At 72.4% G+C, this 24,965-nt stretch carries 22 protein-coding genes; 3 read left to right on the plus strand and 19 right to left on the minus strand.

The window, feature by feature from the left end:
- Positions 1–22 precede the first annotated feature (22 nt).
- From metK to mihF, 5 genes are all read right to left on the minus strand, one after another.
- Entirely contained in the window at positions 23–1,225 is a 1,203-nt protein-coding gene (gene metK / locus ACPPVS_RS09465; RefSeq protein WP_426592022.1) for a methionine adenosyltransferase, read from the minus strand.
- Between the two features lie 37 nt (positions 1,226–1,262).
- Positions 1,263–2,459, minus strand: a complete 1,197-nt coding sequence (gene coaBC, locus ACPPVS_RS09470) for a bifunctional phosphopantothenoylcysteine decarboxylase/phosphopantothenate--cysteine ligase CoaBC (RefSeq protein WP_426592023.1) — start codon at positions 2,457–2,459, stop codon at positions 1,263–1,265.
- Between the two features lie 8 nt (positions 2,460–2,467).
- Entirely contained in the window at positions 2,468–2,731 is a 264-nt protein-coding gene (rpoZ, locus tag ACPPVS_RS09475) for a DNA-directed RNA polymerase subunit omega (protein ID WP_028046344.1), read from the minus strand.
- A gap of 41 nt (positions 2,732–2,772) precedes the next feature.
- Positions 2,773–3,342 carry a guanylate kinase gene (gene gmk, locus ACPPVS_RS09480; protein WP_426592024.1) on the minus strand — a complete coding sequence of 190 codons (570 nt, stop codon included), beginning with the start codon at positions 3,340–3,342 and terminating at the stop codon, positions 2,773–2,775.
- Positions 3,343–3,409: 67 nt separating this feature from the next.
- Positions 3,410–3,721 carry an integration host factor, actinobacterial type gene (mihF, locus tag ACPPVS_RS09485; protein WP_013771131.1) on the minus strand — a complete coding sequence of 104 codons (312 nt, stop codon included), beginning with the start codon at positions 3,719–3,721 and terminating at the stop codon, positions 3,410–3,412.
- Between the two features lie 162 nt (positions 3,722–3,883).
- Here mihF and ACPPVS_RS09490 point away from each other — a divergent pair, with 162 nt between their 5' ends.
- On the plus strand, positions 3,884–5,542 hold the full coding sequence (locus tag ACPPVS_RS09490) for a LuxR C-terminal-related transcriptional regulator (protein ID WP_426592025.1): 1,659 nt from the start codon (positions 3,884–3,886) through the stop codon (positions 5,540–5,542).
- Positions 5,543–5,666: 124 nt separating this feature from the next.
- Positions 5,667–6,761 carry a flavin-containing monooxygenase gene (locus ACPPVS_RS09495; protein ID WP_426592026.1) on the plus strand — a complete coding sequence of 365 codons (1,095 nt, stop codon included), beginning with the start codon at positions 5,667–5,669 and terminating at the stop codon, positions 6,759–6,761.
- Between the two features lie 17 nt (positions 6,762–6,778).
- Here ACPPVS_RS09495 and ACPPVS_RS09500 read toward each other — a convergent pair whose 3' ends face one another.
- The 10 genes from ACPPVS_RS09500 to ACPPVS_RS09545 all read right to left on the minus strand — a co-directional run bounded on the left by ACPPVS_RS09500 (position 6,779) and on the right by ACPPVS_RS09545 (position 19,742).
- On the minus strand, positions 6,779–7,819 hold the full coding sequence (locus ACPPVS_RS09500; RefSeq protein WP_426592027.1) for an IS110 family transposase: 1,041 nt from the start codon (positions 7,817–7,819) through the stop codon (positions 6,779–6,781).
- A gap of 220 nt (positions 7,820–8,039) precedes the next feature.
- Positions 8,040–8,885 (minus strand): orotidine-5'-phosphate decarboxylase, encoded by an 846-nt coding sequence (pyrF, locus tag ACPPVS_RS09505; RefSeq protein ID WP_426592028.1) that lies wholly within the window; start codon positions 8,883–8,885, stop codon positions 8,040–8,042.
- Positions 8,882–12,235: a carbamoyl-phosphate synthase large subunit gene (gene carB / locus ACPPVS_RS09510; RefSeq protein WP_426592029.1), complete on the minus strand. Its 3,354-nt coding sequence runs from the start codon at positions 12,233–12,235 to the stop codon at positions 8,882–8,884. The genes pyrF and carB overlap by 4 nt, the downstream gene beginning before the upstream one ends.
- Positions 12,235–13,434 carry a glutamine-hydrolyzing carbamoyl-phosphate synthase small subunit gene (gene carA, locus ACPPVS_RS09515; protein ID WP_426592030.1) on the minus strand — a complete coding sequence of 400 codons (1,200 nt, stop codon included), beginning with the start codon at positions 13,432–13,434 and terminating at the stop codon, positions 12,235–12,237. The genes carB and carA overlap by 1 nt, the downstream gene beginning before the upstream one ends.
- The gene (locus ACPPVS_RS09520; RefSeq protein WP_426592031.1) at positions 13,431–13,976 is read right to left on the minus strand and encodes a hypothetical protein; all 546 of its coding nucleotides are present in this window, start codon (positions 13,974–13,976) and stop codon (positions 13,431–13,433) included. Before ACPPVS_RS09520 ends, carA begins: the two co-directional genes overlap by 4 nt.
- Positions 13,973–15,292, minus strand: a complete 1,320-nt coding sequence (locus tag ACPPVS_RS09525; RefSeq protein WP_426592032.1) for a dihydroorotase — start codon at positions 15,290–15,292, stop codon at positions 13,973–13,975. The genes ACPPVS_RS09520 and ACPPVS_RS09525 overlap by 4 nt, the downstream gene beginning before the upstream one ends.
- Positions 15,289–16,302, minus strand: a complete 1,014-nt coding sequence (locus ACPPVS_RS09530) for an aspartate carbamoyltransferase catalytic subunit (protein ID WP_426592033.1) — start codon at positions 16,300–16,302, stop codon at positions 15,289–15,291. Before ACPPVS_RS09530 ends, ACPPVS_RS09525 begins: the two co-directional genes overlap by 4 nt.
- Positions 16,299–16,877 carry a bifunctional pyr operon transcriptional regulator/uracil phosphoribosyltransferase PyrR gene (pyrR, locus tag ACPPVS_RS09535; RefSeq protein ID WP_426592034.1) on the minus strand — a complete coding sequence of 193 codons (579 nt, stop codon included), beginning with the start codon at positions 16,875–16,877 and terminating at the stop codon, positions 16,299–16,301. The genes ACPPVS_RS09530 and pyrR overlap by 4 nt, the downstream gene beginning before the upstream one ends.
- A gap of 64 nt (positions 16,878–16,941) precedes the next feature.
- Complete coding sequence (locus tag ACPPVS_RS09540) at positions 16,942–18,357, minus strand: pyridoxal phosphate-dependent decarboxylase family protein (RefSeq protein ID WP_426592035.1); 1,416 nt, start codon at positions 18,355–18,357, stop codon at positions 16,942–16,944.
- On the minus strand, positions 18,354–19,742 hold the full coding sequence (locus ACPPVS_RS09545) for an MFS transporter (protein WP_426592036.1): 1,389 nt from the start codon (positions 19,740–19,742) through the stop codon (positions 18,354–18,356). The genes ACPPVS_RS09540 and ACPPVS_RS09545 overlap by 4 nt, the downstream gene beginning before the upstream one ends.
- 117 nt (positions 19,743–19,859) lie before the next feature.
- On the opposite strand from ACPPVS_RS09545, the gene ACPPVS_RS09550 reads away from it, so the two are divergent.
- Positions 19,860–22,145, plus strand: a complete 2,286-nt coding sequence (locus tag ACPPVS_RS09550; RefSeq protein ID WP_426592037.1) for a putative bifunctional diguanylate cyclase/phosphodiesterase — start codon at positions 19,860–19,862, stop codon at positions 22,143–22,145.
- Positions 22,146–22,158: 13 nt separating this feature from the next.
- Here ACPPVS_RS09550 and nusB read toward each other — a convergent pair whose 3' ends face one another.
- The 4 genes from nusB to ACPPVS_RS09570 all read right to left on the minus strand — a co-directional run bounded on the left by nusB (position 22,159) and on the right by ACPPVS_RS09570 (position 24,940).
- Positions 22,159–22,575, minus strand: coding sequence for a transcription antitermination factor NusB (nusB, locus tag ACPPVS_RS09555; protein WP_426592038.1), 417 nt, complete (start codon positions 22,573–22,575; stop codon positions 22,159–22,161).
- Position 22,576: 1 nt separating this feature from the next.
- Complete coding sequence (gene efp / locus ACPPVS_RS09560) at positions 22,577–23,140, minus strand: elongation factor P (RefSeq protein WP_426592039.1); 564 nt, start codon at positions 23,138–23,140, stop codon at positions 22,577–22,579.
- A gap of 124 nt (positions 23,141–23,264) precedes the next feature.
- Positions 23,265–23,705: a type II 3-dehydroquinate dehydratase gene (gene aroQ, locus ACPPVS_RS09565; RefSeq protein WP_426592040.1), complete on the minus strand. Its 441-nt coding sequence runs from the start codon at positions 23,703–23,705 to the stop codon at positions 23,265–23,267.
- Complete coding sequence (locus tag ACPPVS_RS09570) at positions 23,702–24,940, minus strand: hypothetical protein (protein WP_426592041.1); 1,239 nt, start codon at positions 24,938–24,940, stop codon at positions 23,702–23,704. Before ACPPVS_RS09570 ends, aroQ begins: the two co-directional genes overlap by 4 nt.
- Between the last annotated feature and the right edge of the window lie 25 nt (positions 24,941–24,965).

Consider the following 24,965-nt stretch of genomic DNA (forward strand, 5'->3'; position numbering starts at 1 on the left):
GGCGCGGGCATCCACAGGCTCGTCAGCCGATCGCCGCCTGGAGGGCCGCCACGCGGTCGGTCCGCTCCCAGGTGAAATCGGGCAGCTCGCGGCCGAAGTGCCCGTACGCGGCGGTCTTCTGGTAGATCGGGCGCAGCAGGTCGAGGTCTCGCACGATGGCAGCCGGTCGCAGGTCGAACACCTGGCGGATCGCTCCGGTCAGGCGGTCGACGGGCACGGTCTCGGTGCCGAACGTCTCCACGTACAAGCCGACCGGGTTGGCCTTGCCGATCGCGTAGGCGATCTGCACCTCGCAGCGGCGGGCCAGGCCCGCGGCGACGACGTTCTTGGCCACCCAGCGCATCGCGTACGCGGCGGAGCGGTCGACCTTGGACGGGTCCTTGCCGGAGAACGCGCCGCCGCCATGGCGCGCGATGCCGCCGTAGGTGTCGACGATGATCTTGCGACCCGTGAGGCCGGCGTCGCCCTGCGGACCGCCCACGACGAACACGCCCGTCGGGTTCACCAGCAGGCGGTAGTCGGAGGTGTCGAGCCCCAGGCCCTCGAGCACGGGCGCGACCACGTGCTCCGCGATCGCCGGACGCAGCTGCGTCTCCAGCACGACGTCCGGGTCGTGCTGCGTCGAGAGCACGACCGTGTCGAGCCTGACCGCCCGGTCGCCGTCGTAGCCGATGGTGACCTGCGTCTTCCCGTCGGGTCGCAGGCCGGGCACGATGCCTTCCTTGCGGACCAGGGTCAGGCGCTCCGCCAGGCGGTGGGCGAGCCAGATCGGCAGCGGCAGGAGCGACGGGGTCTCGTCGGTCGCGTAGCCGAACATGAGGCCCTGGTCGCCCGCGCCCTGCAGGTCGAGCGGGTCGATGTCCGAGGAGTCGTCACGCACCTCGATCGCCTTGTCGACGCCGGCGGCGATGTCCGGCGACTGCTGCCCGATCGAGACCGAGATGCCGCACGAGTCGCCGTCGAAGCCGATGTGCGACGACGTGTAGCCGATGCCCTTGACCACCTGGCGGACGATCTGCGGGATCTCGACGTACGCGCTCGTGGTGACCTCGCCGGCGACGTGCACCAGGCCGGTGGTGACCATCGTCTCCACCGCGACGCGCGCCTGCGGGTCCTGCTCCAGGATGGCGTCCAGGATCGCGTCGGAGATCTGGTCGCACACCTTGTCCGGGTGGCCCTCGGTGACGGATTCGGACGTGAACAGGCGCAGCGCAGGCTCGGTCATGGCCGACAGCGTAGTGGGCGACGATCGGATCGTTGCGTCAGAACCGGAGGAGGACCGCATCCCAGATGGCGTGCGCGACGACGTCCTTGGTGCCCGACGACGTCGCGACGACCACACCTCGACCGTCCAGGATCGTGACGTCGTTGGCGTCCGTGCCGAACCCGCGCCCGCCGCCCACCGCGTTCACGACGAGCAGGTCCGCCCCCTTGCGCAGCGCCTTCGCACGGCCGTGCTCGAGCACCGACCCGGCGGCGTCCCCGGTCTCGGCGGCGAAGCCCACGACGACCTGGTCGGCCCGCAGACGCTCGTGGGCGAGCTCCGCCAGGATGTCGACCGTCTCGACGAGCTCGAGCACGGGCGCGACGCCGTCCGGGCTCTTCTTGAGCTTGGTCTCGACCGCCGTGCGGGGCCGGTAGTCGGCGACGGCGGCCGCCATGACCACGACGTCGGCGTCCTTGGCCGCGGCGCGCACCGCGTCACGCAGCTCGGCGCCGGTCTCCGCCGGGACGACGTCCACCCCGCTGGGTGTCGCGACCGTGAGGTTCGCTGCGACCAGCGTCACGCGGGCGCCGCGGTCCCGGGCGGCGCGCGCGAGCGCGACCCCCTGCCGGCCGGACGACCGGTTGCCGAAGAACCGGACCGGGTCCAGCGGCTCGCGGGTACCCCCGGCCGAGATGACGACGTGGCGGCCGGTCAGGTCCTGCGGACGGGTGGCGACGAGGGCCAGCGCGGCCCGCGCGATCGCCTCGGGCTCGGGCAGCCGGCCCGGGCCCGTGTCGGCACCCGTCAGCCGGCCTGCTTCCGGGTCGAGCACGTGCACGCCCCGCGACCGCAGCGTCGCGACGTTGGCGACGGTGGCCGGGTGCTCCCACATCTCGGTGTGCATCGCGGGCGCCAGCAGGACCGGGCACCGGGCGACCAGCAGCGTGGCGGTCAGCAGGTCGTCGGCCTGACCGGTCGCGGCCCGCGCGAGCAGGTCCGCCGTGGCAGGCGCGACCACTACCAGCTCGGCGGACTTGCCCACGGCCACGTGGGCGACCTGGTCGACGTCCTCGAAGACGTCGGTGGTCACCGGTTGCCCCGAGAGGGCCTCCCAGGTGGCTCGGCCGACGAACTCCAGCGCCGCCCGCGTGGGCACGACGCGGACCTCGTGGCCCGCCTCCCGCAGCAGCCGCAGGAGCAGCACCGACTTGTAGGCGGCGATCCCGCCCGCGACACCGAGGACGATGCGCATGGGGCAGGTCAGCCCTCGGTGGCCTCGGAGGTCAGCAGGCCCGCGTCGATCTCGCGCATCGCGATCGAGAGCGGCTTCTCCTGCGGGCGGGTGTCCACCAGCGGGCCGACGTACTCGAGCAGACCCTCGTTCAGCTGCGAGTAGTACGCGTTGATCTGACGCGCGCGCTTGGCCGAGTAGAGCACGAGGGCGTACTTGGAGTCGGCGCGCTCGAGCAGGCGGTCGATGGGGGGGTCGGTGATGCCGGTAGGGGCTGCGACGGTTCCGGACACGTTGATCTCCCGAGGTGAAAGAGGTTGGACTGCCTTCCATGCTACCTGGTCGCGATGCCCATCCCGTGGACCAGCTCGTCGGTCGCCCGGTGCACGTCGTCGTTGACGATGATCTGGTCGAACTCCGCGGCCGCCGCGAGCTCCACCCGCGCCGTCGCCAGGCGCCGTTCCCGCTCCTCGGCCCCCTCGGTGCCCCGCCCCACCAGCCGCCGCTCGAGCTCGTCGAACGACGGCGGTGCGAGGAAGACGAAGTGCGCGTCCGGCATCGACGCCCGCACCTGGCGCGCGCCCTGCAGGTCGATCTCGAGCAGTGCGGGCTCCCCCGCCGCCAGTCTCTCCTCGACCGGCCGGCGCGGTGTGCCGTACTTGTTCCGGCTGTGCACGACGGCCCACTCCAGGAAGTCGCCCTGGGCCACCATCCGGTCGAACTCGTCACCCGAGAGGAACACGTAGTGCACGCCGTCCACCTCGCCGGGCCTGGGTGACCGCGTCGTCGCGGACACCGAGAGCCAGACCTCGGGATAGCGGGACCGGACGTCGGCGGACACGGTCCCCTTGCCGACGGCGGTCGGTCCGGCGAGAACGGTCAGCCGGGCGGGCGTCGTCGTCATGGGTGGTGCAGCACTCCTCGGGCAGGGGTCCGGGTCACGACGGAAGACACGCGACCCGGTGGACGCGTCACCCGAACCGGTCGACGAGCGCCTTCACCTGGTGCGGGCCGAGGCCACGGACGCGCCGCGTCTCGGAGATTCCGATCTCGGAGATGATCGCACGCGCCTTGACCTTCCCCACGCCAGGCAGCGACTCGAGGAGCGCCAGCACCTTGAGCTTGCCGATCGTCTCGTCCTTCTGTCCCTGCGCGATCACCTCGGAGAGCGTGCCCTGGGAGTACTTGAGGCGGTTCTTGACCTCGGCACGTGCTTGCCGTGCGGCAGCGGCCTTCTGGAGCGCTGCCGCTCGTTGTTCGGGAGTCAGCGGAGGAAGAGCCACGCGCGTCACCTTTTCGTCCTTGGGCCGGCGATCCTGCACGTCATGAACGCGCGGACCTTTACGACGAAACTAGCGAGCGACCAGGTGAACGGCAACGCGGGCGGGTCGATCCGGGCGAATCGGGTCGGGGCGCAGGCCGGCGCGGGCGTAGCGTGGGCGGCCATGGCGGCACGGCGGCCGTGCAGCGAGGAGCGGGCGATGGCGGACGGCACCGAGCTCGCGCAGGCGCACGCTGCTGCCGCCGCGGGCGCGTGGTCGGGGGCGTACGACGCCTTCGCCCTGGCGTCCACATCCGTTCGGCTGGATGGCGCGGATCTGCTCGCGTGGTCGTCCGCGGCGATCCTGAGTGGTCGGGACGACGAGGGCTGCGACCTGCTGGCGAACGCCTTCGACCGTTTCGTCGACGATCGCGACGCCGCTCGTGCGGGTCAGTGCCTGCTGCGCGCCGGCCTCAACCTGTCGAACCGCGGCCGGGACGCGGCTCTCGCCGGCTGGATGGCTCGCGGCGCGCGACTGGCCGCCGACCCCGAGCTGGGGCACGTCGTCCGTGGCTATCTCGGGGTGCCGAGGGGTCGGCGCGCGGGCGAGGAGGGTGACGCCGCCGGCGCACTCACCCAGTTCCGGCTGGCCCAGGAGGTCGGCGAGCAGGTCGACGACGCCGATCTCGTCGCGCTCGCGCGGATGAGCCTGGGGTACGTCCGGCTGATGACCGGTCAGGTCACCGAGGGTCTCGACGAGCTCGACGACGTCATGGTCGGGGTGACCGGCGGCCGGGTGTCCCCGGTGGTCGCCGGCGTCATCTACTGCGTCGTCGTGCGGATGTGCCGCGAGGCGCTCGACGTCCGGCGTGCGCGCGAGTGGACCTTCGCCCTGGACGCATGGTGCGAACGTCAGCCGCAGCTGGTCCCCTTCCGCGGCACCTGCCGGGTGCACCGCTCCCAGGTGCTGCTCGAGACCGATGCGTGGGACCAGGCGCTGCTCGAGGCCGACCTCGCCGTCGCGGCCCTGTCCACGCCGCCCCAGGGCGACCTCGGTGTGGCCTGGTACCAGAAGGGCGAGGTCCATCGCGTCCGGGGCGAGCTCGATCGCGCGCAGGACGCGTTCAGGCAGGCGCTCGAGGCCGGCGGCGATCCCGAGCCGGGTCTCGCCCTGACCTGGTTCGCCTCGGGCCGCGCCGCCGACGCCTTCGGACTGCTGCGGGGTGCCATGGAGAGGGTCGGGCCGCCGCGCCCGCTGCTCCTCGCGGCCGTCGTCGAGGTCGGGGTCGCTGTCGATGACCTTCCGACGGCACGACGAGCGGTCGCGATGCTCGCCGGGCAGGCGTCGGACCCGGCGAGCGGGTCGTGCCTCCAGGCGATCGCTGCGACGGCCGACGGCACGGTTCGGTTCGCCGACGGGGACGTACGCGGCGCCGAGCGGTCGCTCCTTCGTGCCCTGGACCTCTGGCTCGGGCTCACGGTCCCCTACGAGGTGGCACGGGTCCGGGTGCGACTCGCGGCGGTGCACCGGGCGCGCGGGGACGATGCCGCGGCCGAGCTCGGGCTCGAGGCCGCGCGCTCGACGTTCCGCCGCCTCGGGGCGTCCGCCGACCTGGTCGCCCTCGAGGGTCCGGCGATCGTCGCGCCGGCCGGCGGGTTGAGCCCGCGGGAGGCCGAGGTGCTGCGCCTCGCGGCCACCGGCCGCACCAACCGCGCCATCGCCACGGAGCTGCACCTCTCCGAGAAGACCGTCGCCCGGCACCTGTCCAACCTCTTCGCCAAGCTCGACGTCCCGTCGCGTGCCGCGGCCACTGCATGGGCCTACGAGCACGGCGTGCTCTGAGCGATCGGCCGGCTACGCAGAACGGCCCATGCCGACAGGACGCGGATGGGCAGAACGCGCGATGTCGTCGCGCTCGTCCCCTCCTAGCGTCGATCCCACGGACGACGACGAGGAGGGCAGGGTCATGGACGAGCAGTCGACGATCATCATCGGGGCCGGGCAGGCCGGGCTCGCCACGGCGTTCCACCTGACGCGCCGGGGCGTCCCGTGCCTGGTGCTCGACGAGCGCGACCGGGTGGGCGACGTCTGGCGGGCGCGGTACTCGTCGCTCCGGCTCTTCACGCCCACGCGGCTGGACGGCCTGCCCGGGCTGGCGATGGACGGCCCGGGCAACGCGTTCCCGAGCGCTCACGACATGGGCGACTACCTGGAGCGGTACGCGACGCAGATGCACCTGCCCGTGCGGAGCGGTGTCCGCGTGTCGCGCGTGTCCTGCGACGCGGACGGCTTCCGCGTCGCGACCGACACGGGCGACCTCGTCGCCCGGACCGTCGTCGTGGCTGCGGGCGGGCACCGCGACCCGTGGACACCGGAGCTCGCGCGTGCGCTCGACCCGGGGATCGCCCAGGTGCACGCCGCGGCGTACCGCGACCCGACCCAGCTCCCCGCCGGCCCGGTGCTGGTGGTCGGTGCATCGCACTCGGGCGCCGACATCGCGCTCGAGCTCGCGCGGGCAGGCCGCGACGTGACCCTGTCGGGGCGGGTCCGCGGAGAGCTGCCGTTCGGGCGCGGCGCCAAGGGCACACTCACCGCGCACGCGTTCCCGTTCGTCTCCCAGCACGTGCTGACCGTGCGGACGCCCATGGGTCGCAAGCTGCGGCCGCAGGTCCGCGGCGGCGGCGCACCGCTGCTCCGCGTCAAGCTCGCAGACCTCGCGGCCGCCGGCGTGCGACACACGCCGGCCCGCGTGGCGGCGGTCCGAGACGGTCGACCCGTGCTCGACGACGGCACGCTCCCCGAGGCGCGCTCCGTCGTGTGGGCCACCGGTTACCGCGACGACTTCAGCTGGGTCGAGCCGGCGCCGTTGGGCGATGACGGCTATCCCGTCACCGACCGGGGCGTCGTCGCTCCGGTGCCCGGGCTGTACTTCATGGGGCTGCCGTTCCAGTACGCGTTCTCGTCCGCGATGGTGCTCGGGGTCGGCCGGGACGCGGCCCACGTGGCGCGACACATCGCGACCGCCGACCGGGCCCGTGCCCGGACCCTGGCGGCGCACTGAGATGCTCCTATGGATCGTCAAGCCAGGAGCGCGTGGCGTACCTCGCGGGCGATGTAGCGCTTGAGGCAGCGGATGATCTCTGGCTTGCTGAGCCCGTCCTTGGTTCGTCTTTCGACGTAGGCGCGGGTGGCGGGGTCGTAGCGCAAGCGGCAGAGAGTGATTCGGTAGAGGGCCGCGTTGGCTTGGCGGTCGCCGCCGCGGTTGAGCCGGTGTCGGCCGGTGGTCTTGCCGCTGCTTGCCGGCAGCGGTGCGACTCCGCACAAGCTGGCGAAGGCGGGGTCGCTGTGCAGGCGATCGGGGTTGTCGCCGGCAGTCACCAGCAGGGCGCTGGCGGTGTCGATGCCGACGCCGAACAGCTCGAGCAGTTCAGGGCAAGCGGCGGGGACCAGCTCGGCGAGCAGGAGGTCGATCTGCTGGACGTCGGCGTCGCTGTCGTGATGGCGGCGGGCGAGGATCCGCATCGCGTGCTTCGTGGCGGTCGAGGGATCGAGCGTGGGACCTGGTCGGAACGCGGCGGCGGTGCGCACGAGCTCACGGGTCGACAGGTGGCGCAGACTTTCCCGCAACGGCGCAGGAGCGCTGATCACCAGCGCGTGCAGCTGGTTGGCGACCTGGATCCTGATCCGCACTGCGCCGCGGCGGGCCACCCGTAGCGCTCGGATCGCTTCGACACGGCCATCGCGGGACTTCGGAACACCGGTCGCCGTCCCGGCCAGGACTGCCCGAGCGGCCGCTTCGGCGTCGACGGGGTCGGACTTGCCTCGCGCGCGACGCGTCCGGCGGTCGGGGCGATCGACCTCCACCACGCGGTGACCGGCCCGACGAACCGCTCGGGCAAGCCCCGCGCCGTAGCAGCCGGTGCCCTCGATCCCGAACGCGACGACGCGGCCCAGGTCAGCACCCCAGTCGAGTAATGACCGGTAGCCGCCAGGGTCGGCGGGGAACGACTCTTGAGCCAGGACGCGACCGACCTGATCGACCGCGACCGCGACGTGCACATCGAGATGCGTATCGACCCCGATAGTGACCTCGGCGCCGATGTTTGCCATGGTGGACATGCCATCTCCCTCATCCGGTGGTGGCACGGCACCCACCGAGCGAGGCGGACAAGACAGTGACGGGGCCTCTAGCCAGGCTCCTATGAGGTCACGCCGCTCACGCAGGTGACGTGCAGGACGAGGTCACCCGGCACCGAGCGACAGATCTCAGCAAGGACACCCATGGTCGGTCAGCCAAAGGGTCAACTCGAGCCGGGCGACCCCGATCCCATTGTCACTGTCAGCCGCGCAGGGCCGCGGCCGCCTCCTCCGAGGCGGCCCGGGCGGCACCGCGCAGGGCGACCACGTCGGGCCCTGCGGCGAGCACCCCTCGCGAGGAGGAGGCGAGCACCTGACGGCGGGCGGACCCGAAGACGCGAGCCAGGTCGCCGGGTCCTGCACCCTGTGCACCGACCCCAGGCGCGAGCAGGGGGCCGTTGACGGCAGCGAGGTCGACGCCCGTGCGCTCGGCAGCATCGCCGATCGTGGCCCCGACCACCAGGCCGATCGACCCGAGCGGGTGCGCGTCGGTGTTCAGAGCGGCTGCGTGTGCGGCGACGTGCGCGGCGACGCTGACGCCGTCCGCGTCCCGGGCGTGCTGGACCTCGGGACCTTCCTTGTTCGACGTCAGGCACAGGACGAACAGGCCGCGGCCCGACGAGAGCGCCAGGTCGACGGCCGGGTCGAGCGACCCGAACCCCAGGTACGGCGACACCGTGAGCGCGTCGCCGGCCAGGGGCGAGCCGTCGCGCAGGAACGCGTCCGCGTACGCGGCCATCGTCGAGCCGATGTCCCCGCGCTTGGCGTCGACGATCACGAGCGTGCCCGTGTCCCGGCCCGCCGCGACGACCTCCTCGAGCACCGCCACCCCGCGCGACCCGTGCCGCTCGAAGAACGCGGCCTGCGGCTTGACGGCGGCCACCCGCCCCCCGACGGCGTCGAGGACGGTGAGCGCGAACCGGCGCAGCCCCTCGGCGTCGTCGGCGAGCCCCCACGACTCGAGCAGGCTCGGGTGCGGGTCGATGCCGACGCACAGCGGGCCGTGCGCCTCCATCGCCGCGGCGAGCCGCTCCCCGAACGCCCTCATGAGACGCCCACGGTGGCACGGGCAGCGGCACGCGCCTCGCGCCGCACCAGGGCGGCCGCGTCGTGCTCCTGCAGGCTCGTGACCGTGAACGGGCCCGCCTGGGCCGCTTCGATCGCCTGCACCGCTGCGCCGAGCTGCTGGACGGTGGTCACCATCGCCTTGTCGGCGGCCGTCGTCGCCGCCCGGATCTCGTAGCCGTCCGCACGAGCACCCTGGCCCGACGGCGTGTTCACCACGATGTCGACCTCGCCGTCGGTGATGAGGTCGACGATCGTCGGCTCGCCGTCGCTGCCGCGGCCCGAGGAGTACTTGCGGACCACGCGGGACGTGATGCCGCTGCGGTGCAGCACCGCCGCGGTGCCCTCCGTGGCGAGGATCTCGAAGCCGAGCTCGGCCAGGCGCTTGACCGGGAAGACGATCGAGCGCTTGTCACGGTCGGCCACCGAGATGAAGGCACGCCCGCCGCTGGGAAGCCCGCCGAACGCGGCCTCCTGCGACTTGGCGAACGCGGTCGGGAAGTCCACGTCGAACCCCATGACCTCGCCCGTCGAACGCATCTCCGGCCCGAGGACGGTGTCGACGACCACGCCCTCCTTGGTGCGGAACCGCTTGAACGGCAGCACGGCCTCCTTGACCGCGACCGGCGAGCCGAGGTCGAGCACCCGCGCGTCGTCGACCGGCAGGATGCCGCGGGCGCGCAGGTCGGCGATCGAGTGCCCGGCCATGACCAGCGCCGCGGCCTTGGCCAGGGAGACGCCCGTGGCCTTGGAGACGAACGGCACGGTGCGCGACGCGCGCGGGTTGGCCTCCAGGACGTAGAGCACGTCGGACACCAGCGCGAACTGGATGTTCAGCAGGCCGTGCACCCCGACGCCGCGCGCGATCGCCTCGGTGGACAGGCGGATGCGCTCGAGCTCGCTGGTGGACAACGTGACCGGCGGCAGGGTGCACGCCGAGTCGCCGGAGTGGATGCCGGCCTCCTCGATGTGCTCCATGACTCCCCCGAGGAACAGCTCGGTGCCGTCGAACAGCGCGTCCACGTCGATCTCGATCGCGTCGTCGAGGAAGCGGTCGATGAGCAGCGGCGGGAGCGTCCCGGCACGCCCGCCGTCGGCCGCGTTCTCGAGCGCCCGGCCCACGTACTCGTCGAGCTGCGACTCGGAGTAGACGATCTCCATGCCACGTCCGCCGAGCACGTAGGACGGGCGCACCAGCACCGGGAAGCCGATGCGGCGGGCCGTGTCGCGAGCGCCGCCGAGCGTCGTGGCCGTGCCGAAGGCCGGTGCCGGCAGCCCGGCGGCCTCGAGCACCTTGCCGAACGCGCCGCGGTCCTCGGCGGCGTCGATCGCTGCCGGGGACGTGCCCAGGATCGGCAGGCCGGCGTCGGCGAGGCGCTGCGCCAGCGACAGCGGCGTCTGGCCGCCGAGCGTCACGATCAGGCCCTCGACCGGTCCGGCCGCGAGCTCGGCGTGGTAGACCTCGAGCACATCCTCGAACGTCAGCGGCTCGAAGTAGAGCCGGTCCGAGGTGTCGTAGTCCGTGGACACGGTCTCGGGGTTGCAGTTGACCATGACGGTCTCGAACTCGTCCTTGAGCGCCAGGGCGGCGTGCACGCAGGAGTAGTCGAACTCGATGCCCTGGCCGATGCGGTTGGGTCCCGAGCCGAGGATGAGGATCGCCGGGCGGGTGCGCGGGACGACCTCGGTCTCCTCGTCGTAGGACGAGTAGTGGTACGGCGTGCTCGCCGCGAACTCGGCGGCGCAGGTGTCCACCGTCTTGAACACCGGGCGCAGCCCGACGGCGTGCCGGGCGCCGCGGACCGCGTCCTCGGACGTGCGGCGTAGCGAGGCGATCTGCACGTCCGACAGGCCGTGACGCTTGGCGTGCAGCAGCACGTCCCGGGTCAGTGCCGGAGCAGCGGCCGTCTCGGCGGCCACCTGGTTGATGAGCTGGATCTGGTCGATGTACCAGGGGTCGATGCCGGTCAGGTCGAAGACCGTCTCCAGCGGGACACCGGCGCGCAGCACCTGCTGGACGTCGACGAGCCGGTGCTCGGTCGGCCGGCTGATCGTCGCCGTGAGCGCGTCGAGCGCGTCGCCGGTCAGGGCATCGCCGGCCCAGTGGAACACCGAGCCCTTCTTGTCCAGCGACCGCATGGCCTTGCCGAGCGCCTCGGTGAAGTTGCGGCCGAGGGCCATGGCCTCGCCCACCGACTTCATCGTCGTCGTCAGGGTGTCGTCCGCGGCCGGGAACTTCTCGAACGCGAACCGCGGGACCTTGACGACGACATAGTCGAGCGTGGGCTCGAACGACGCGGGGGTCACGCCGCCCGTGATGTCGTTCGGGATCTCGTCGAGCGTGTACCCGATGGCGAGCTTCGCGGCGATCTTGGCGATCGGGAACCCGGTCGCCTTCGACGCGAGCGCGCTCGACCGGGACACGCGCGGGTTCATCTCGATCACCACGACGCGCCCGGTGGAGGGCTCGATGGCGAACTGGATGTTGCAGCCGCCGGTGTCGACGCCGACCTCGCGGATGACCGCGATGCCGATGTCGCGCAGGCGCTGGTACTCGCGGTCCGTGAGCGTCAGCGCCGGCGCGACGGTGACGGAGTCGCCCGTGTGCACGCCGACCGGGTCGACGTTCTCGATCGAGCAGACGACCACGACGTTGTCGTGCTTGTCGCGCATGAGCTCGAGCTCGTACTCCTTCCAGCCGAGGATCGACTCCTCCAGGAGCACCTCGGTGGTCGGCGAGTAGTGCAGGCCCTGGCCGACGATGCGGCGAAGGTCCGTCTCGTCGTAGGCGATGCCGGAGCCCAGCCCGCCCATGGTGAACGAGGGGCGCACGACGACCGGGTAGCCGAGGTCCTCGACCGCCTTCAGCGCGTCCTCGATGGTGTGGATGATCGCGGACGCCGCACTCTCCGCGCCGCAGACGGCCACGACCTCCTTGAACTGCTCGCGGTCCTCGCCCTTCTGGATGGAGGCGATGTTGGCGCCGATGAGCTCGACGTCGTACTTCTCCAGCACGCCCGCCTCGTCCAGCGCGATAGCGGCGTTCAACGCGGTCTGGCCACCGAGGGTCGGCAGGATCGCGTCCGGGCGCTCCTTGGCGATGATCGTCGTGAGGATCTCGGTGGTGATCGGCTCGACGTAGGTGGCGTCCGCGAACTCCGGGTCCGTCATGATCGTGGCCGGGTTGGAGTTGACCAGGATGACCCGCAGGCCCTCCTCCTTGAGCACGCGGCAGGCCTGCGTCCCGGAGTAGTCGAACTCGCACGCCTGGCCGATGACGATCGGGCCGGACCCGATGACGAGGACGCTGGTGATGTCTGTGCGCCGGGGCATCAGGCGGCACCCTTCTTCTCTGTGGTCATCAGGTCGACGAAGCGGTCGAACAGGTAGGCGGCGTCGTGCGGGCCCGCCGCGGCCTCCGGGTGGTACTGCACCGAGAACGCCGGCAGGTCGAGCGCCTGCAGCCCCTCGACCACGTCGTCGTTCAGGTCGACGTGGCTGACGACGACCCGGCCGTAGCGACCGCCGTCGTGCGGTGCCACCGACTCGCCGTCCAGCGGTGCGTCGACCGCGAACCCGTGGTTGTGCGCGGTGATCTCGACCTTGCCGGTGGAGCGGTCCATCACGGGCTGGTTGACCCCGCGGTGGCCGTAGCCGAGCTTGTAGGTGCCGTAACCGAGCGCCCTGCCGAGGATCTGGTTGCCGTAGCAGATGCCGAAGAACGGGATCCCGGCGTCCAGCACCTCGCGCAGCAGCTCGACCTCGTGCGTGGCCGCGCCCGGGTCGCCGGGACCGTTGGAGAAGAAGACGCCGTCCGGTCCGGTCGCGGCGATGTCGGCGAACGTCGCGCTCGACGGCAGGACGTGCACCCGGACCCCGCGCTCGGCGAGCCGCTGCGGGGTCATCGCCTTGATCCCCAGGTCCACCGCGGCGACCGTGGCGACCGGCGTGCCCAGCGGTTCGCCGTCCGGCCCGAGGGCCTCGACGACGTAGGCCACGTCGGTGGAGACCTCGCCGGCCAGGTCGGCACCGGCCATCGCAGGCGCCGAACGCACCTCCGCGAGGAGCTCGTCCTCGGGCCGGCGCTCGCCGTCCGCGCCGGTCAGCGCGGCGCCCGAGAAGATGCCGGCGCGCATCACGCCGCGCTCGCGCAGGTGCCGCGTCAGGGCACGGGTGTCGATCTCGCTGATCCCGACGACACCCTGCGCCACCAGGTCGTCGTCCAGGGTGCGGACCGAGCGCCAGCTCGACGCGCGGCGGGCGGGATCGCGCACCACATAGCCGGCCACCCAGATCCGGGCGGACTCCGGGTCCTCGTCGTTGACGCCGGTGTTGCCGACGTGGGGCGCCGTCATGACGACGATCTGGCGGTGGTAGGACGGGTCGGTCAGCGTCTCCTGGTAGCCGGTCATACCGGTGTTGAAGACGATCTCGCCCAGCGTCGAGCCCTCCGCGCCGTACGGCCGCCCCGTGAAGGTGCGGCCGTCCTCGAGGACGAGCACTGCCTGGGAGGCGGGGCCGGTGTCGGTCATGAGTTCTCCTCCTGCGCGCGGGACGACTGCCCCGGGGTCAGCCGAATGAGCGGGACGATCGCGTCCACGAGGGGCTCGCGATCGCCGGCGTGCCGCGGGCGCAGCCCGGTGTCCACGCCGCGGGGGTCGTCGGGGGTGGCCTGCCACGTGACGACGACGATGCCGTCGCGGCCCACCACCTTGCCGGCGATGCCCGGCGCGACCGTCACGTCGCGGAGCGCCGCCGTCGGTACGAACAGGTCGGGTGCTCCCGTACGAGCCATCCGGACCCCGGCGTCGAACACCTCGACCTCGGCCCGGCTCCGCGCCCCGAGACCGTTCGCGGTGATCCGCTCGAGCCAGTCCCCCGCCCGGGTGGTCGAGATGTAGATCATCGGCACCGGCCCGAAGAGCGACCTGCCCAGCGAGGCCGGGGCGACCGGCAGGCTCGGCACGAACTCGGCGGTGCGACGGGCACGGGAGCTCCAGCCGGCGCGCATGATGATCAGTGCCACGACCACCATCCCGATCAGGATGATGACCGCGAGGGTCGCGTGCCTCAAGAGCTCACCACCACGGACTCGTCGCACGCCGACCCGTCCATCACGGTGGCGCGGCCGCGCAGCCAGGTCGCGATGACGCAGCCGGACAGGTCCCGCCCCCGGAACGGCGAGTTCGCGCTCTGGGTGGCCTGCTCCTCCGGCACCACGACGCGACGGATCCCCGGATCCACGAGCACGAGGTTGGCGGGCTCCCCCACGGCGATCGGGCGTCCGTGGTCGCTGACGCGGCCGATCTGCGCGGGCGCGGTCGACATGACGCGGGCGACGTCGGCCCAGGTCAGGCGGCCGGTGTCGACCATGGTCTCCTGCACGACCGACAGCGCCGTCTCCAGGCCGGTCATGCCGAACGCCGCGGCGCCCCACTCGCAGTCCTTGTCCTCGCGGGTGTGCGGCGCGTGGTCGGTGGCCACGATGTCGATCGTCCCATCGGCAAGTCCCTCGCGCACGGCCTCGACGTCGCGCTGAGTGCGCAGCGGTGGGTTGACCTTGAACACGGGGTCGTAGCCGCGGGCCAGCTCGTCGGTGAGCATCAGGTGGTGCGGCGTGACCTCGGCCGTCACGTCGATACCGCGGGACTTGGCCCAGCGGATGATCTCGACGGACCCCGCGGTCGACAGGTGGCACACGTGCAGCCGCGACCCGACGTGCTCGGCGAGCAGCACGTCACGGGCGACGATCGCCTCCTCGGCGACCGCGGGCCAGCCGGGCAGGCCCAGCTCGGCCGACACGACGCCCTCGTGCATCTGGGCGCCCTCGGTCAGCCGTGGTTCCTGCGCGTGCTGCGCGATGACGCCGTCGAACGCCTTGACGTACTCCAGCGCGCGGCGCATCAGTACAGGGTCGTGCACGCACTTGCCGTCGTCGGAGAACACCCGGACCGCGGCGGCGGACTCCGCCATCGCGCCGAGCTCGGCCAGCCGCTCGCCCTCGAGCCCGACCGTCACCGCACCGACGGGCCGGACGTCTGCCCAGCCGGCGTCGCGACCGAGCCGCCACACCTGCTCGACGACACCCGCCGTGTCCTGCGTCGGCGACGTGTTCGCCATGGCGTGCACCGCAGTGTACCCGCCCATCGCGGCGGCCCGCGTGCCGCTGCGCACCGTCTCCGCGTCCTCCCGGCCGGGCTCGCGCAGGTGCGTGTGCAGGTCGACCAGCCCCGGCAGCAGGATCAGGCCGGTCCCGTCGATGACGACGGGGTCGTCGCCCGCCTTCGACTCGGCGTCGGGGCCGATCGCCGCGATCACCCCGTCAGCCAGCAGGACGTCGGTCGTGCCGTCGCCCAGCGGGCTGACGTCCCGGATCAGGTAGGTCCTCATGCGTACACCTTCGCTTCGTCGCTGCTCGTGCGCGCCCCCGCGGGCGCAACGGTCGTGTCGCCGCCGGCCAGCAGGAGGTAGAGGACGGCCATCCGCACCGCGACGCCGTTGGCCACCTGCTCGACGATGACCGCGCGGGGCGAGTCGGCCGCGTCGGCGGAGATCTCCAGGCCGCGGTTCATGGGTCCGGGGTGCAGCACGATCGCGTGGTCGGCGAGCGCCTCGAGCCGACGGGCGTCGAGCCCGTACCGCCGCGTGTACTCCAGCGGGCTCGGGAAGAACCCGCCGCCGGCGCTCGACATCCGCTCGCGCTGCACGCGCAGCATCATGACGGCGTCGGGCTTGTCCTGCGCGATCACCTCGTCCAGGTGGTACGAGACCCGGGCCGGCCACGCCTCCACCCCGACGGGCACGAGCGTGGGCGGGGCCACCAGCGTGACCTCGGCGCCGAGCGTGTGCAGGAGCTGGACGTTCGAGCGGGCCACCCGGCTGTGCAGGACGTCGCCCACGATCGCGACCCGCAACCCGGCCAGGTCACGGCCGGTCACGTCGCCCGGGCCGGTCAGGTGCCGGCGCAGGGTGTACGCGTCGAGCAGCGCCTGCGTGGGGTGCTGGTGCATCCCGTCGCCCGCGTTGATGACGGCGCCGTGCGTCCACCCGCTGGTCGCGAGCGTGTGCGGCGCACCGGAGGCGTGGTGCCGGATCACGACCGCATCCGCGCCCATGGCCTGCAGCGTCAGCGCGGTGTCCTTGAGCGACTCGCCCTTGGACACGCTCGAGCCCTTGGCGGAGAAGTTGATGACGTCGGCCGAGAGCCGCTTGGCAGCCGTCTCGAACGAGATCCGCGTCCGCGTGGAGTCCTCGAAGAACAGGTTCACCACGGTGCGACCGCGCAGGGTCGGCAGCTTCTTGATCTCCCGGCCCTGCGTCGCCGCCATCGAGCCCGCGGTGTCGAGGATGCGGATCGCGTCCGCGCGGCTGAGGTCGGCCGTGGACAGCAGGTGCTTCATCGCACCCCTCCTTCGATGAGGACGGCGTCGCGGCCGTCGCTCTCCTGCAGCAGGACACGCACCCGTTCGGTGGTGGAGGTCGGCAGGTTCTTGCCGACGTAGTCCGCGCGGATCGGCAGCTCGCGGTGACCGCGGTCGACCAGGGCGGCAAGCTGGACGGCGCGCGGGCGGCCGAGGTCGCTGATCGCGTCGAGAGCCGCGCGGATGGTGCGGCCGGAGTAGAGGACGTCGTCGACCAGGACGACGACCTTGCCGTCCAGACCACCGCCCGGGATGTCGGTCTCGCCGATGGTCCGCGTCGGGTGGTGAGCCAGGTCGTCGCGGTACATGGTCACGTCGAGGCTGCCGACGAGGGCCGCGGCGTCGAGGCCCGGCTCGACGGCTTCGAGGCGTTCCGCCAGCCGCCGCGCCAGCGGCAGCCCGCGGGTGGGGATGCCGAGCAGGATGACGTCGGCGCCACCCTTGTTGCGTTCGAGGATCTCGTGCGCGATGCGCGTCAGCGCCCGGGCGATCTCCGGGGCGCCGAGGACCACGTTGCCGGCGGCGTCGTCGGTGGTGGGCGTGGGCAGGCTCATGTACCGCAGCTCCTTCCCCGCCTCACAGGACGGGTCTTAAAGGATTGTCTGTCGACGTCTCACCCTACCGCCCGGAACGTCCCTCCCGAGCCGGGTCGACTGTGGCGGCGAGCACCTCGACGAGCAGCGGCCGCACCATCTCCGCCGGCAGCGCCTCGAGAGTCGCCATGACAACGGCGAGGTCGTCGGGGAGACCGTCGCTCAGCACGCTGGCAGCCAACGACGGGTCGGGCGCCGCCGGGGGCAGCCCGCGGACCGCGGTCGCAGCGTCGACAAGCGTGGCGACGAGCTCGTCGAGGACACGCTCCGTCACCGGTGTGATCGTCAGGTGGGCGGTGCGGGTGAGCACCGATCCGTCGGACTGCTGCATCGCGGGCTGGGCCTGCAGCAGGAACCCGCGACGACGGACCTCGTCGATCAGCAGGAACGGGTCCACGGGGTCGGTCGAGCCGTCGGCGGCGATCGCGACGAGCGGTCCGGTCGGGTCGCCGACGACGCGCAGACCGGCTATCCCCTCGACCGTGGCGACCAGCGTCGCGGTGGCCCGTCGCGTGGCGTCCACGAGCTCGGCGAGGCCGCTCGTGCCGAGCACCTGCAGGACCGCCCACGCCGCGGCCATGGCCCCGACGCCGCGCGAGCCGAGCATCGTCGGGTTGACGACCGGGTATCCCGGCCAGGCCGTCGTCGCGAAGTACTGCGCGCGGTGCTGCTCCCGCGAGCGGTAGAGCACGACCGAGGCGCCCTTGGGCGCGAAGCCGAACTTGTGCAGGTCGGCCGAGATCGACGTCACGCCGGGGACCGCCAGGTCCCAGGGCCGGTCGTCGAGGCCGCCCCACCACGGGAGCACCCACCCGCCGATGCACGCGTCGACGTGCACCGGGACACCGGCGCGCTCGACCCCCGCCGCCACCTCGCGGACCGGGTCGATCACCCCGAACGGGTAGCTGGGCGCGCTGACGACGACGAGCGCGGTCCGGTCGTCCACCCGCGCCAGCACGTCCGCCGCCGCCGGGACGCCCGTGCGGGGGGCGACCGGGACGGCCAGGACGTCGAGGTCGAGGTAGTGGGCGGCCTTGTGGAACGCCGGGTGCGCCGTCGTCGGCAGGACGAGCGTGGGTCGCTCGGTGGCGCCGTGCGCCGCGCGCCACAGGTCACGGGCCGACTTCACGGCGAGCATGCAGGACTCGGTGCCACCCGAGGTCACCGACCCGACGGTCCCGTCGTCGCCGTGCAGGACGTCACGGGCGAACGCGACGATCCGGCTCTCGAGCTCGGCGACGGAGGTGAACGTGGTGGGGTCCAGGCCGTTGACCGGCAGGAACATGCGCACGGCCTCGGCCGCGACGTCGTCGAGGTCGGGGCGTCCGGGGTCGTAGACGTACGACAGGATCCGTCCGCCGTGGGTGGGCGGGTCGGCCGCACGCCAGGAGGCCAGGTCGGCGAGGACGTCGGCGACGGGCCGACCCGGAGAGCGGTTCACGGACGGACCTCCACAGCGGCGGCGTGATCGACGACGTCCGCCGACAACGGGTAGCGGGACAGCGGTACCAGGCTGAGCAGCGCGAGCGCTGCCGGCAGCAGGGAGAACGCGAGGGAGATCCCCGTCAGGGCCGAGCCCGGTTGCGCGACGGTCTGACCGGCGGTCTTCGAGACGAAGCCGGTGACGGCGAGCGTGCCGAGCACGAGGGTGGGGCCGAGCGCGAGCCCCGCGGTCTCCCCCGCCGTCCAGACGCCGCCGAGCACACCGGCGCGGTCCTCGCCGCGCTCCCGCGCGTCGACGGACACGACGTCCGGCAGCATCGCCAACGGGTACAGCTGCATGCCGGCGTACGCGACTCCGGCCAGCGCGACCGAGGCATAGACCCATCCGCCGGGCGCCCAGCGCATCGGCACCAAGGACAGCGCGGCGAAGGTGAACAGGATCGAGGCGCCCATGAACGAGCGCCGCTTGCCGAACCGTCGGGCCAGCCTCGTCCCGACCGGCATCACGAGCAACGCCGGCGCGACCAGGGCGACGAACAGGAACGTCACCGCGTCCTCGTTGCCGAGCGTGTACGTCGCGACGTACTGGGCGCCGGCCAGCATCGCGCCCGTCGCCAACGCCTGGAGCAGGAAGGCGCCGAGCAGGCGGCGGAACGCCGGGATCTCCCGCAGCGCCGCCATGCCCAGGCGCAGGGCGTCCCCGCGGGCGTGCGGCACCGGAGCGCCGTCGGCGACCCGCGCCCTCCGGGGCGCACCCGACCACGCGGCGAGCATGCCCAGCCCGATGGTGACGCCCCCGACCAGGCCCATCACGAGGTACCCCGCGCGCCCGCCGCCCGCGGCGTCGCGCACCAGCGGACCGCCCGCGCCGAACGCGAGGATCGCCACGGCCAGCACGGCGATCCTCGGTGCGAGCAGCCGGGTCCGGGAGGCGTAGTCCGGGGCGATCTCGGCCGGCAGCGCGATGTACGGCACCTGGAAGACGGAGAACGCCGTCGCCGCGGCGACGAACGCCAGCACCACCCAGGTCGCGGCGGCCGCACCGTCGAGGGCGCGCGGCGTCGCGAACACGGCCGCGAACAGGAGCGGGAGCGTCAGGGCGCCGGTCAGCAGGAAGGTGCGTCGGCTCCCGTGCCGCGCGGCGGACGTGTCCGACCGGGCCCCGATGAACGGGTCGATGACGACGTCCCAGAGCTTCGGCACGGTGACCACCAGACCGGCGACACCGGCCGCGACGCCCAGCGTGTCGGTGAGGTAGTACGCGAGCACCAGGCCCGGCAGGGTGCCGAACCCACCGGTCGCGACCGAGCCGAGCGCGTACGAGGTGATGGTGCGCCGCGAGAGCCGTCCCGGGCGTCCGGCCAGTCCGGGATCGGTCGTCACGCAGTCATGATGACAGCCGCCCGATCGTGTCCTCGCACACGACTTCCCGTGAATGTCCTGTGCCCGTCACCCGGATGCCACGTCATCTGGGGTGTGACAGGTGTCGATGTCCCCTTCGTGCTGGCATCCGTCCCGACGTGGGTCACCGTCCTGCAGCTCCTCGCCGCGGGGGTCGTGGGTGGCTTCTGCGTGCTGCAGTGGGTGTGGTGGCGAGGCGAGCGTCCGGCCAGCGCCGCGTGGTCCTTCGCCTGGTCGCTCGACATGTCCCTGGTGCTCGCCGTGGGCGGCCTCTACGCCCTCGCGATGCCCGGCACCCTCCAGGACGCCCTGGTCTACGTGCACGCCCAGCTCATCGCGGGCTTCATCCTCATCGCCGTCCCCGCCACGCGGGCGATCGCCGGCGGGCCACCTGTCCGCCCCTGGGTATGGGCCGCCGGAGGGCTCTTCGCGATGCGCGCCGTCGTGTGGTGGGTCCCCGACGACCTCCTCCCGCAGCAGATCGACCCTGACGTGCTCAGCGAGGCGCTCCTGCTCGTCCCGACCGTCATCGTCGTCACGTACGTCGTGCTGGCGGTCGGGCGCACCCGACTGACCCGGTTCGGCTCGCTCCTGGTGCTCGCGGGCGCGGAGTCGCTGGCGATCTTCACGGCCGGGGTCCTGACGCCCGACCGCGGTCTCGGGGGCATCTTCGCGGCCCTGTGGGCGATCCCGCTCGCGCTCGCCCTCGAGGTCGTCGCCCTCAGCCGGATCCGCGAGGCGCAGGACAGCGCGGCGCTCCAGCACCTGATGCGCGACGCTGTCGCCCGCCTCGCCAACGCCGCGTGGTTCGTCAAGGACGCCGACGCGCTGCTCGTCAGCGCCCGCGACGAGGCTCGCGCGATCCTGGCCGACCCGAGCATCGAGGGTTCGCTGCGCCCGATCGCGCGCGACCGGTTCGTCACCGAGCTCTTCTCGGGCGAGAAGGTCGAGCACACCGCGCAGGAGCGGGCGTTCCTCATGGACCTCGCCCAGATCGTCTCCGCCGCCGCCGAGCGCTACCAGCTCGCCGAGCGGCTGCACTCGACCGCGTTCGCGGACTCGCTGACCCGGTTGCCCAACCGCCGCTCGGTGGAGCGCCACCTGGTCGACGTGCTCGACCAGGCGAACGTCGAGCGCACCCGGGTCTCGCTGATCTACTGCGACCTCGACGGTTTCAAGCGCGTCAACGACGCGCTCGGCCACGCGAGCGGCGACGCGCTGCTCGTCCGGGTCGCCGACTACCTGCGCTCCGCCCTGCACGACCGCGAGGCCTACGTCGGCCGGTTCGGCGGTGACGAGTTCGTCGTCGTCCTGTCCCGGGCACCCTCCGACGTCGACCTGGTCGCGCTGGCGCGGTCCCTGCGCGAGGGGTTCCTCGACCGCACCGTCGGGAGCCGACCGGCACGCCTCACCGTCGGCGTCGCCACCTGGCTGCCCGGCGACATCGTCGACGCCGACGCCCTGATCCGGCACGCCGACACCGCGATGCTCGAGGCCAAGCGCACGCACGCCGGGTTCCGCGTGTTCGACCGGGTCCTGCGACGCCGCGTCGAGGCGGAGCGTCAGCAACGCGCCGCCCTGGAGACCGCCGTGACCGCCGGCCACTTCACCGCCTACTTCCAGCCCATCGTCGACGCGCAGACGCTCGAGATCGTCCAGGTCGAGGCGCTGGCGCGCTGGGACCACCACGGTCACCTGATCCTGCCGGCCGACTGGCTCGACCTCGCCGAGGAGACCGGCCTGATCGTGCCGATCGGGCTGTCGGTCCTCAGCCAGGCTCGGCAGGCGCTCGAGCGTTTCCAGATGCCCGTCGCCGTGAACATCGCCGCCCGTCAGCTGGCCGAGCCTGACGCGCTCGCCCAGATCGAGACCGCGTGGGGCGACGCCTTCTGGGAGCACCTCACGCTGGAGATCACCGAGAGCGCCCTCGTGCAGACGACGTCCGCGGTTCCCGTGCTCTCCGAGCTGCGCGCACGCGGCGCCCAGATCGCCGTCGACGACTTCGGCACCGGCTACAGCTCGCTGGCCCGCATCGCTCGGCTCCCGGTCGACCAGCTGAAGATCGACCGGTCCTTCGTCCGCGACATGGCCTCCGAGCGCGGTCAGGGTGTGGTGCGCGCCATCGTCGCGCTCGCCCAGACGCACGGGCTCGACGTCGTCGCGGAGGGCGTCGAGACGCCCGACCAGCTCACGGCCCTCATCGCGATGGGGGTGACCCGGGTCCAGGGCAACTTCCTCGGCCGCGCCGCTCCCGGGTTGCCGGTCCGCGGACCGCGCCCGACCACCGGCACGATGCCCGTGGTCCCGCAGCCGCGGTCGTTGCGCGCGGTCCCGACCCAGGGCCCGCGCGAGGGCACGCTGGCCGCGATCCAACGCAGCGTCTGAGCAGCCCGGGTCGTCAGGCGAGCAGCGTCGGCTTCAGGTCGACGATGCGGCCCAGGAGCCCGTTGACGAAGTTCGGCGACTCGTCCGTGGACAGCGATCGGGCCAGCTCCACGGCCTCGTCGACCGCGACCGCGTCGGGGACGTCGTCGTTGTAGAGGATCTCCCACGTGCCGATCCGCAGCAGCGCTCGGTCGACGGCGGGCATCCGGTCGATCGTCCAGCCGTGCGCGTGCGTGGCCAGCAGCTCGTCGATCCGGCGCTGCTCGGCGATCACGCCCTCGACCAGGTCGACCGAGTACTGCGGCAGCGCCGCCTCGGTGCCCGGCTCGGTGATGCGCTGCGCGAGCAGGCTCACCGGGTCGACGCCGCGCTGGTCGGCCTCGAAGAGGACGTCGAGGGCGCGCTTGCGCGCCTTGGTGCGAGCAGCCACCTCAGTCGTTCACGCGGCCCAGGTAGCTGCCGTCGCGGGTGTCCACCTTGACCTTCGTGTTGGCCTCGAGGAAGAGCGGGACCTGGATCTCGTACCCGGTCTCGAGCGTGGCGGGCTTGGTGCCGGCCGACGAACGGTCGCCCTGCAGGCCGGGCTCGGTGTACGTGACCTCGAGGACGACCGACGGCGGGAGCTCGACGTACAGGGGGGCACCCTCGTTCGTCGCGACCATCGCGCTCTGGCTCTCGAGGAGGAAGTTGGCGACGTCGCCGACCGTGGCCTCGGGGATGTTCACCTGGTCGTAGGTGTCGGTGTCCATGAAGACGAAGTCGCTGCCGTCCTTGTACAGGAACTGCATGTCGCGCTTGTCGACGTTGGCCGTCTCGATCTTCAGGCCCGCGTTGAACGTGCGGTCGACGACCTTGCCGGACAGGACGTTCTTCAGCTTGGTGCGGACGAACGCGCCACCCTTGCCGGGCTTGACGTGCTGGAACTCGATGACGGTCCACAGCTGGCCGTCGATCTTCAGCACGGTGCCGTTCTTCAGGTCGTTGGTGGTCGCCACGATCGTCGCTTCCTGTCGAGGATGAGTTCTGCGCGGCCCGTCGCGGCTGGTCCCTGAGACGGGAGTGCGCGGCAGCGACGGCCGCAAGCCGCCGACCATCGTACCGTGAACCTCGACGCGTCCCTCACACGCGGGCCGCGATCGCCTCCAGTGCGAGCCGGTAGGAGTCGATACCGAACCCCGCCACGGTGCCTGTGGCGACCGGGCCGATCACCGAGACGTGCCGGAACGTCTCCCGGGCGTACGGGTTGGTGAGGTGCACCTCGACCAGGAGGAGCCCGGCGGTGGTCACCTGCGCCGCTGCGTCGCGCAGCGCGTACGAGTAGTGGGTGAATGCGGCCGGGTTGAGCACGACGTGCGAGCGGGAGTCGACGGCCTCGTGCAACCAGCCGACGAGCTGTGACTCGTCGTCGGTCTGGCGCGTCTCCACCTGGACCCCCAGGTCGGTCGCCCACTTCTCGACGGCGGCGGCGAGGTCGTCGTGCGTCGTCGAGCCGTACACCTCCGGCTCCCGCGCGCCGAGCCGCCCCAGGTTCGGCCCGTTGAGCACCATCAGACGCGTCATGCGGCCGAGCCTAGGGGATCGCGCTCCCCCGGCACCGACGCTGCCGCCGTGCGGCGGTCGGACCGTTCGACCGCCAGGCAGTACAGCGGGAGCCCGACAGCCACCAGCGTCTCCAGGTGCCACCACCAGGTGTCCGCCACGAGTGGAGCGAACGTCAGGCACGGGAGAAGGAGCGTGAACCACCACCGGGTCCGAGCGACGCCCGGAGATCGACTGCTCCAGAGCCAGACCAGCATGGCCGCCGCCAGAGCGACCCAGTAGTACGACAGCCGGAGCGGGTCGAGGAGCAGGCGGACCGCGACCGACGCGATCACCGCGACGAGCACCGAGCCGTGCCGCCGCCAGGCCACGCCGACGCCGGCGATCCCGGCCGCGAGACCTTGGACGACCCGCTGGGTCCAGTCCGACGAGCCCGGCATGCCGGGCACCCTGTCGAGCCACGTGTGGTCCGGAAAGGGCCACTGCAGCGAGAAGGTGTTCATGTCGCCCCACAGCTTGAACGGCAGGTAGAGGACAGCGATCCCGACGCCCAGGACGGTGATCGCCACCAACGAGTCCCTGACCCGTCGTCCTGCCAGGAGGATTCCACCGGTCGTCGGTGCCCACTGTTTGACGCCGGTGGCGAGCACGAGCAGGAGCGCGGCCTGGACCAGCCGGGAACGTCCCGCGGAGACGGCCGCGTGGACCACCAGAAGGCCGACGAGGAGCTCCTCCGGGTGGTCGGCCGTCTGCGACGTGTAGAGGAACCCACCGACCACGATGGACAGTCCGACGACCCACTCGGCGCGACGCGCCCACGCGCCCGTCGCGCTGGCGGCACGACGGGCGGCCGACACCGTGAGCCACGCCACCAGCGCGCCGTGCGCAGCGGCGGCGGCCACCCCCACGGCGGCGTCCGGCAGCTGCAGCAGGCGAACGATCACCGTGAAGACCCCGAGCAGCAGGAGGTAGACGGGACCGATCTGCAGCCAGCTGTTGGCGAAGACGTCGAGGAACCCGGGCCCGAGCATGCCCACGCCCGCCGCACGGAAGAGCACCTGGTCCCCGTCGGTCCTGCCCAGGCCCCCGAGCACGCCGACGACGAGCCCGATGCCGATGAGGACGGGCATCGGTCGAGCCCAGGTCCAACGCAGGACCTTCGCGAGCCTGGGGTTCGTCGACTCGAGCTCGTGCAGCTCGTGTGCCACGCGCAGCTTGCGCGGCCGGGCGGTCCGTAGTGGGGTAGCGGTGCTCACGTCTCTCAGTTCTCTTGACTCTCGC

It is taken from the genome of Cellulomonas sp. McL0617 (assembly GCF_049994875.1).
In the GTDB taxonomy this organism is placed as follows: Bacteria; Actinomycetota; Actinomycetes; order Actinomycetales; family Cellulomonadaceae; genus Cellulomonas.